Here is a 285-nt window from a genome sequence, read left to right on the forward strand (position 1 = left end):
TTGGCTGCTTGTTTATCTCTTGATTCACTTAGATAAAAATCAATGGTATTTCCGTCTGAATCGACTGCGCGATATAAATACACCCATTGACCTTTTACTTTCACATATGTTTCATCGACTCTCCAGGAATCATTTGTTGTCTTAAGATGACGTCGTACTCTTCCGTCTAATTCAGGTCCATATTGATGCACCCAACGCATAATGGTGGTGTGAGCAATAAACAAACCTCGTTCCTCCATCATTTCCACCAAATCACGGAAACTTAGGTTGTACCGTAGGTACCAT

1 protein-coding gene is annotated in these 285 nt (G+C 40.4%); it reads right to left on the reverse strand.

All coding sequences use genetic code 11. The annotated features are described in order from the left end of the window. Positions 1–285: IS6 family transposase (locus tag HRG09_RS28490; RefSeq protein ID WP_174104123.1), on the reverse strand; the 285-nt coding region annotated here is incomplete at both ends.

This window comes from Bacillus sp. Xin1 (genome assembly GCF_013314535.1).
Taxonomy (GTDB): domain Bacteria; phylum Bacillota; class Bacilli; order Bacillales; family Bacillaceae_G; genus Bacillus_A.